The following is a 6,286-nucleotide window of genomic DNA, read 5'->3' as shown; positions in this document are numbered from 1 at the left end:
CTTCTGCGACCCGGCCAGCCCCTGGCAACGCGGCTCCAATGAGAACACCAACGGGCTGCTGCGCCAGTACTTCCCCAAAGGCACCGACCTGTCCGTCTACGGGCCAGAGGATCTTGAACACGTGGCCCAGGAACTCAACGGCCGACCACGCAAAACGCTCGACTGGGATACCCCAGCCGAGCGCCTGCGTGATCTACTACTAGCCATCTAACCAACAAGTGTTGCAACGACCCTTAGAAACCGCCCCGCGGATTCCGGGGCCTCAGCTGTACGCTCGGGCGGACGGGAAGGCTAGACCACCGTCAGCGTGATCGTGGAGCCTTCGGGAACGGCGGTGTCCACGGGATCCTGGTCCCGGACCGTGCCGAAGAAGCCACCCAGGACGTTGTTGATCTCCACTTCGAAGCCGAGCTTCTTCAGCTCGCGCTCCGCCTGCTTGGCCTGCTTGCCGATGAAGTTGGGCACCTCGACCATCCGTGGACCCTTGGAGAGGGTCAGGGTGACGACGCCGCCGCGGTTCAACGTGCCGTCCGACGGCGACTGGCTGAGCACGGCTCCGGCGGGAACCTTCTTGTTGAAGACGCCCTCCGGAGCGACCTTCACGGTCAGCCCGGCATCGCTGATGGCCTTTGATGCTGTCGCCTGGTCCATGCCGCGCACGTCCGGCACAGGGATGGGCTGGGGACCCTTCGAGACCACCAGGGCCACGGCGGTTCCGCGGCGCACGGGGGTGTCTTTGGCCGGGGCCTGGGACAGGACGGTTCCGGCGGGCGCCTTTTCGTCGTACTTTTCGGTGACCTGGCCCAGCCGCATCTCCGCGGCAGCCAGCGCCTCCTTGGCCTGATCCAGGCTGAGGCCGCCAAGGCCCGTCAGGGGAAACAACTGCGGCCCCTTGGACACAAAGAGCGTGACCGGCTGGAACTTCCGGATCTCGACGCCCGCCGCCGGATCGGTGCCCACGGCGTATCCGGCCTTCACCTGGTCATCGAAGACATCCTGGGCCTGGGACTGGAAGCCGGCGGTGCGCAGGATCTGCTGCGCCTCCACCACCGGCTTGTTCTTCAGCGGCGGGATAGTTCCGGGCGATCCAGGGCCCATGCCGAAGAACCAGCCGGCGGTTCCGGCCAGGATGGCCAGGAGCAGGATCACCAAGGTCCAGACGATGGCGCGGCGCCGCGGATTGCCGTTCCGGAGCGTACGCGACGGTGTCGCAGCAGCCTTCGCGCGGTCCTTCTCGGCCTGCTTCGCAGCCCGTTTAGCCTCGCGCGCCGACAACGCCGCCGGGGCGGCGTCCTCGTCCGAAGCCTCCCCGCCGGCAAGCGAGGCGCCCGCTGTGGAAGCCGGGCCCGCGACGGCGGCCGGCGGCAGCACCGACGTCGGGAACGCCTGCGCGGAAACGGCCTGGGGTGGGGGCACCTGGGAGGGGAAAACCTGCGTGGGTGAAGCAGCGGAACGCGGCATGACGGAAGTCGGCTGGTGCCCGGAAGCGATCACCTCCGTGGGCCGGCCGCCGTCCTCCCGCACGGCCGTGTGGTCGAGGAATTCCGTGTGCGCCCCGGGCACCGGTCCGGCGGCGGCAGCGCCAGGCGGCACCTGGTCCAGTTGCTCATCGCTCAGCGTGGTGCGAATGTGCCGGAGCTCGGAAAGGAGGGCCCCGCCGTCGATGGGGCGCTGCTCCGGGTCCTTTGCAGTGCACCACTGAACAAGCTCGTCAAGGTCCGCGGCCAGTCCGGGAGCCGCGGACGAAGGCGCCGGCATCTCCGTGTTGACGTGCTGGTACGCCACCTGGATGGGCACGTCGCCCGTGTAGGGCTGGGTCCCGGTCAGCATTTCGTAGAGCATGACGCCGGCGGAGTAGATGTCGCTGCGGGCGTCGGCGGCCTGGCCGAGGACCAGCTCCGGAGCCAGGTAGGCGACGGTGCCGATCAGGGAGCCGGTGCTGGTGGTGGCCGTGACGGCGCGGGCGAGGCCGAAGTCGCCCACCTTGATCCGGCCGTCGTCGGCGATCAGCACGTTCTCCGGTTTCACGTCCCGGTGGATGAGCCCTGCGGCATGCGCAGCGGCGAGGCCCTCGATCACCGGATCGATCAAAGCCAGCGCCAAACGCGGGGGAAGGGCGCCTTTCTCCTGCAGGACATCACGGAGCGTGTGGCCCTTGATGAACTCCATCACCAGGTAGGCGGTCTGCCCGTCCTGCCCCTGGTCCAGCACACCCACCACATGCGGGTGCGAAAGGCTTGCGGCAGCGCGGGCTTCCCGCCGCAGCCGGTCCAGGAAGCTGGCGTCATTGGCCAGGTGCGGGTGCAGGACCTTCAGTGCGACGTCGCGGTCCAGCCGCTCATCTGTGGCCAGGTAGACCGTGGACATCCCGCCGCCGGCCAGCCGGGCGCGAACGAGGTACCGGCCGTCCACGAGGGCGCCGAGAAGGTGGTCCGAGACTTGTTCCTGCACCCTACGATCCTAAGTGAGCCAAGACAACGGGCCCGAATCGCCGCCGCGATCCGGGCCCGTGCCGTCAGTGGAAAACCGTCCTAGAACTGCTTCATGAGGGCCTTGACCGAGGCCACGTACTGCTTGGTGTCCGCGTACATGCCGTTCTTGCTGACGGAGTACTGGCCCTGGTAGTAGCCGGCGATCGCCAAGTCGAGGGTCTTGCTGGTGCTCACGAGGGCGCGGATGATCGCGACGCCGGCCGTGGCGTTGTCATAGGGATCGAGCAGGTTGAGCTTGCGGCCCACCAGTTCCGAAGCCCATTCGCCCGAGGACGGGATGACCTGCATGGCGCCGATGGCATTGGCGGGGGAGACCGCACGCTGGCTGAAGCCGGACTCCTGGTAGGAGAAGGCCAGCGCCAGGGACGGGTTGACGCCCATGCGGCGGGCGGTGTCCGCCACGATCGCCTTCATCTGCTCGCGGGTGGGAACGGGCGATGCCTCGAGGATCGCCTTGTTCTTGTTCGCCGAGCTCACGACGGCGGCCGGGTACGTGTAGCCCAGGAAGGAGCTGGGAACCAGGGGCTTGGTGCTCGACGCCGGCTGCAGCGTGGCTGCGCCTGGAATGGCGAGCTTCTGGCCGGGGTAGATGATGGTGCTTGCCTTGAGCCGGTTCGCCGACAGCAGCGCAGACAAGGAGACCTTGTGCCGGTAAGCGATGCCGCCGAGGGTGTCGCCGGCCTTGATGGTGTAGGAACCCGGGGAGGCCGCCTTGGCCGGGGCAGGGGCCGCGGGGCGGGGAGCCGCCACGGCAGCGCCGCCGAGTTTGATCTTCTGGCCGGGGTAGATGATGGAGCCGGCGTTCAGGCCGTTCCAGCTGAACACCTTGGACAGTCCGACGCCGTGGCGTGCCGCGATACCGCTGAGGGTATCGCCGGGCTTCACGGTGTACGTGCGGCTGGGCGCCGTGGCAGCTGCCGCGGGACGCGGCGCCGGCGCTGCGGATGCGGCGCCGGTCAGCTTGATGCGCTGGCCGGGGTAGATGATCGAGGTGGCCGAAAGCCGGTTCAGCTTCAATACGGCGTTGGTGCCGAGGCCGTGGCGTGCTGCGATGCCGCTGATGGTGTCACCGGGCTTCACGGTGTAGCTGGCCGGAACCGTGCGCAGGGCGCTGGGAAGCGTCGTAGCTACGGAGTTCGCCGGAATAACCGCACCCACGGCCTGGGCGGCCTGTGCCTTCATCGCTGCGGCGAGGCTCGCCGGAATCCGCTGGGGCTGCGATGCCGGGGCGGAGGCGGCAGCGGGCTGCGCGAGTGCCAGCGAAGAGAGTACGACGGCGGGCAGCGCCGCGGTGGTCGCCGCAATCACGGGCACGCCGGTTGTCTTCTTGGACGAGCGGGGGATCGTCATAGGAATTCCTCATCTCAGCTGCGGCCCGTGGTGAGTCCACTGCTGCCAGTGATGCCAATGTTACTAATGTGATTAAAGTGCACAGAGATGCAATTGTGATCAAAGTGAATCTCTCACAGATTCGGGAAAGGCACAAGAAAACACCTGCTCAATGGCACATTCCGGTCCGCCAGGAACATTTCCGGAACGGGACGGGCGCCGGCTAGGCGAAGGCCGCCGGGGCGTGGCAACCTTGTTCCGTGAGTAATGTAGAAAGCCTCGTTTCCGAATGGCTGCCGCTGCCCGACGTCGCCGAAATCCTCAACGTTCCCATCACGAAGGTCCACGGACTGTTGGATGAACGTGCACTCGTGGCGTTGCGGGTCGGCGAACGGAAAATCCGCAGCATCCCGGCCCTTTTCCTCCAGGACGGCCACGTCCTCGACAGCCTGAAGGGCACGGTGGCCGTGCTCGGTGATGCCGGTTACAGCGACGAAGAGCTGATCGTCTGGCTCTTCACCCCGGACGAATCCCTCCGCGGCCGCCCCGTGGACGCATTGCGCGAGGGCCGCAAGACCGAAATCCGCCGCCGCGCCCAGTCTTTGGCTTGGTAGGAGCGGATCATCCTAAGAAGAGGCCCGCTTAAAACAGAGGACGACGGCGGCAGTCACCTGCCGCCGTCGTCCTCTGTCTTTTAAGCAGTCGCTTGTTCCCGGAGCCTCAGGCGGCCCGGCTCACCGCAGCCTCGGCGAGGCCGCGGAGCGCTGACAGCGGAAGTTCGTCCAGCGGAAGCTGTTCCAGGGCTTCGAATGCCCGGCCGCTAAGCTCATCGATCATTGCCTCGGTGGCTGCGAGGGCGCCGCAATCCACCATGATCTGCCGGATCTTCTCCACCTCGTCTTCGTCGAGCTCCTGCCGGCCGAGGGTGGCATCGAGGTAGGCGGAGGTTGCGGCGTCGCTGCGGTTGATCGCAAAACCCACCAGGACCGTGCGCTTGCCTTCGCGCAGGTCGTCGCCGGCGGGCTTTCCCGTGGTGTCCGGATCGCCGAACACGCCTAGGACGTCATCGCGAAGCTGGAACGCCTCGCCCAGGGGGAGGGCGAACGCCGAGTAGCCGGCCAGCAGGGCGTCGTCCGCTCCCGCCAGCGCCCCGCCGAGGGCCAGGGGATGCTCGGTGGAGTACTTGGCCGATTTGAAGCGGATGATCGATGTGGCCCGTTGAACGGCACCGGCGCGGTCCCGGACCGGCCCGGCGACTTCTTCGAGGATGTCCAGGTACTGCCCGGCCATCACTTCCGCGCGCATGAGGTTGAAGATCCGGCGCGCGGTGGTTCCGGACGCGGCACGCGCGCCGATGCCGGTGAACGCCTCCTCGCTGAAGGAGAGACACAGATCTCCGGTCAGGATCGCCGCAGCATGGCCGAATCGTTCGTCGTCCAGCGCCCAGCCTTGCGATTGGTGGAGCTGGCTGAAGCGGCGGTGCACGCTGGGCCCGCCCCGGCGGGTATCCGAACGGTCGATGATGTCGTCATGGATGAGGGCGGCGGCCTGGAACAGTTCCAGGGCGCAGCCAGCAGTCACGATGTCCGTGTGGCCGGCCGCTCCGCCGGCGCCACGCCAGCCCCAATAGGCCATGAGGGCGCGCAGCCGCTTGCCGCCTGTCACCAGGTTCGAAATGGACGCCATCAGTGGCGCGACATCCGGGGAGATGCCCGCCATGATCGAGTCCTGCCCGGCAAGAAAGGTGTTGAGGGAGTCTGCGACGTCGGCAATGAAGCGGCCCTGCTCGGCCGCCGCCTGCTGGGCCGTCACTTCAGGGACCCGGCTGCCACGTTGGCGCCAACGGTGAAGGTGGAGGCGCCGGCTTCTTCAACTACCGAGATATTGGCCGTCTCGCCATTGGCGCGGATGAAGTCCCGCGACTTTGTGCCGCCCACGGCTTCCCCTGGGACAGCCTTGAAACCCTGGGCCGCAAAGGCCTTGGCGTAGAACGTGAACACGGCCGTGGCCGGTGCCGGGATGGTGGCCACGAGGGCCGCGGAAGCAGGGGAGGAGTTCTTGTCCACGCTGCTGGACTTGAGGGAGGCCTTGGGCATCAGCGGAATGAGCTTCTGCGGGAATCCCGGCGCCAAAGAGGCGACGGCGGCGGCCTCGCCGGGTGCGGGCGTGGTTGCCGATTCGAGCGCCGGAGCGGATGCTGGCACTACCTGAGGCTGGGAAGCAGCGGCCGAAGGAGAACCCGAAGTCGAAGGAGCGCTGCACGCCGCGGCAGCCAAAGCAACGCCGGCGGCGCAAGCAGCCATTGCCATGCTTTGCTTTCGAATGAACTTCACAGGGGATCCCTCCTGGGGAGACGGTGCCGGATGCTCCTACAGTTTAGCCTCGGGGCCCATTGCGGAATTTCCAAGCGGCGGCTGCCCGCAAAACAGCCCCTCGAAGCCGGGCATAGGATTTTCCTGTGAGTA

Annotated in this window: 6 protein-coding genes; 2 read left to right on the top strand and 4 right to left on the bottom strand. The window is 67.2% G+C overall.

Translation table 11 applies throughout. The features are described 5' to 3' along the window. Positions 1-211 (top strand): IS30 family transposase (locus tag BIU82_RS19305; protein ID WP_139146562.1); only part of this gene is annotated, 211 nt, incomplete at its 5' end. Positions 212-291: 80 nt separating this feature from the next. Here BIU82_RS19305 and BIU82_RS09415 read toward each other — a convergent pair. Both BIU82_RS09415 and BIU82_RS09410 read right to left on the bottom strand, forming a co-directional pair. After that, a complete protein-coding gene (locus tag BIU82_RS09415) occupies positions 292-2,451 on the bottom strand; it encodes a Stk1 family PASTA domain-containing Ser/Thr kinase (protein ID WP_070349215.1) in 2,160 nt (719 codons plus the stop codon). 80 nt (positions 2,452-2,531) lie between these two features. Beyond that, on the bottom strand, positions 2,532-3,842 hold the full coding sequence (locus BIU82_RS09410) for a lytic transglycosylase domain-containing protein (protein ID WP_070349214.1): 1,311 nt from the start codon (positions 3,840-3,842) through the stop codon (positions 2,532-2,534). A gap of 239 nt (positions 3,843-4,081) precedes the next feature. On the opposite strand from BIU82_RS09410, the gene BIU82_RS09405 reads away from it, so the two are divergent. After that, a complete protein-coding gene (locus BIU82_RS09405) occupies positions 4,082-4,435 on the top strand; it encodes an Rv2175c family DNA-binding protein (protein ID WP_070349213.1) in 354 nt (117 codons plus the stop codon). A 106-nt stretch (positions 4,436-4,541) separates the two neighbouring features. On the opposite strand, the gene BIU82_RS09400 is transcribed toward BIU82_RS09405, so the two are convergent. After that, the gene (locus tag BIU82_RS09400; protein WP_070349212.1) at positions 4,542-5,633 is read right to left on the bottom strand and encodes a polyprenyl synthetase family protein; all 1,092 of its coding nucleotides are present in this window, start codon (positions 5,631-5,633) and stop codon (positions 4,542-4,544) included. Further along, positions 5,630-6,025: a hypothetical protein gene (locus tag BIU82_RS09395; RefSeq protein ID WP_363968107.1), complete on the bottom strand. Its 396-nt coding sequence runs from the start codon at positions 6,023-6,025 to the stop codon at positions 5,630-5,632. The genes BIU82_RS09400 and BIU82_RS09395 overlap by 4 nt, the downstream gene beginning before the upstream one ends. Positions 6,026-6,286: the final 261 nt, after the last annotated feature.

Origin of the sequence: Arthrobacter sp. SW1, from assembly GCF_001766675.1 — a bacterium.
GTDB lineage: Bacteria > Actinomycetota > Actinomycetes > Actinomycetales > Micrococcaceae > Arthrobacter.
The sequence above is the reverse complement of the archived record's forward strand: the minus strand, read 5'-3'. Positions and strand labels throughout refer to the sequence as shown.

What these genes read in the sequence shown, in the direction of transcription:
- BIU82_RS09410 (WP_070349214.1), bottom strand. Translation starts at nt 3,842, where the DNA reads ATGACGATCCCCCGCTCGTCCAAGAAGACAACCGGCGTGCCCGTGATT.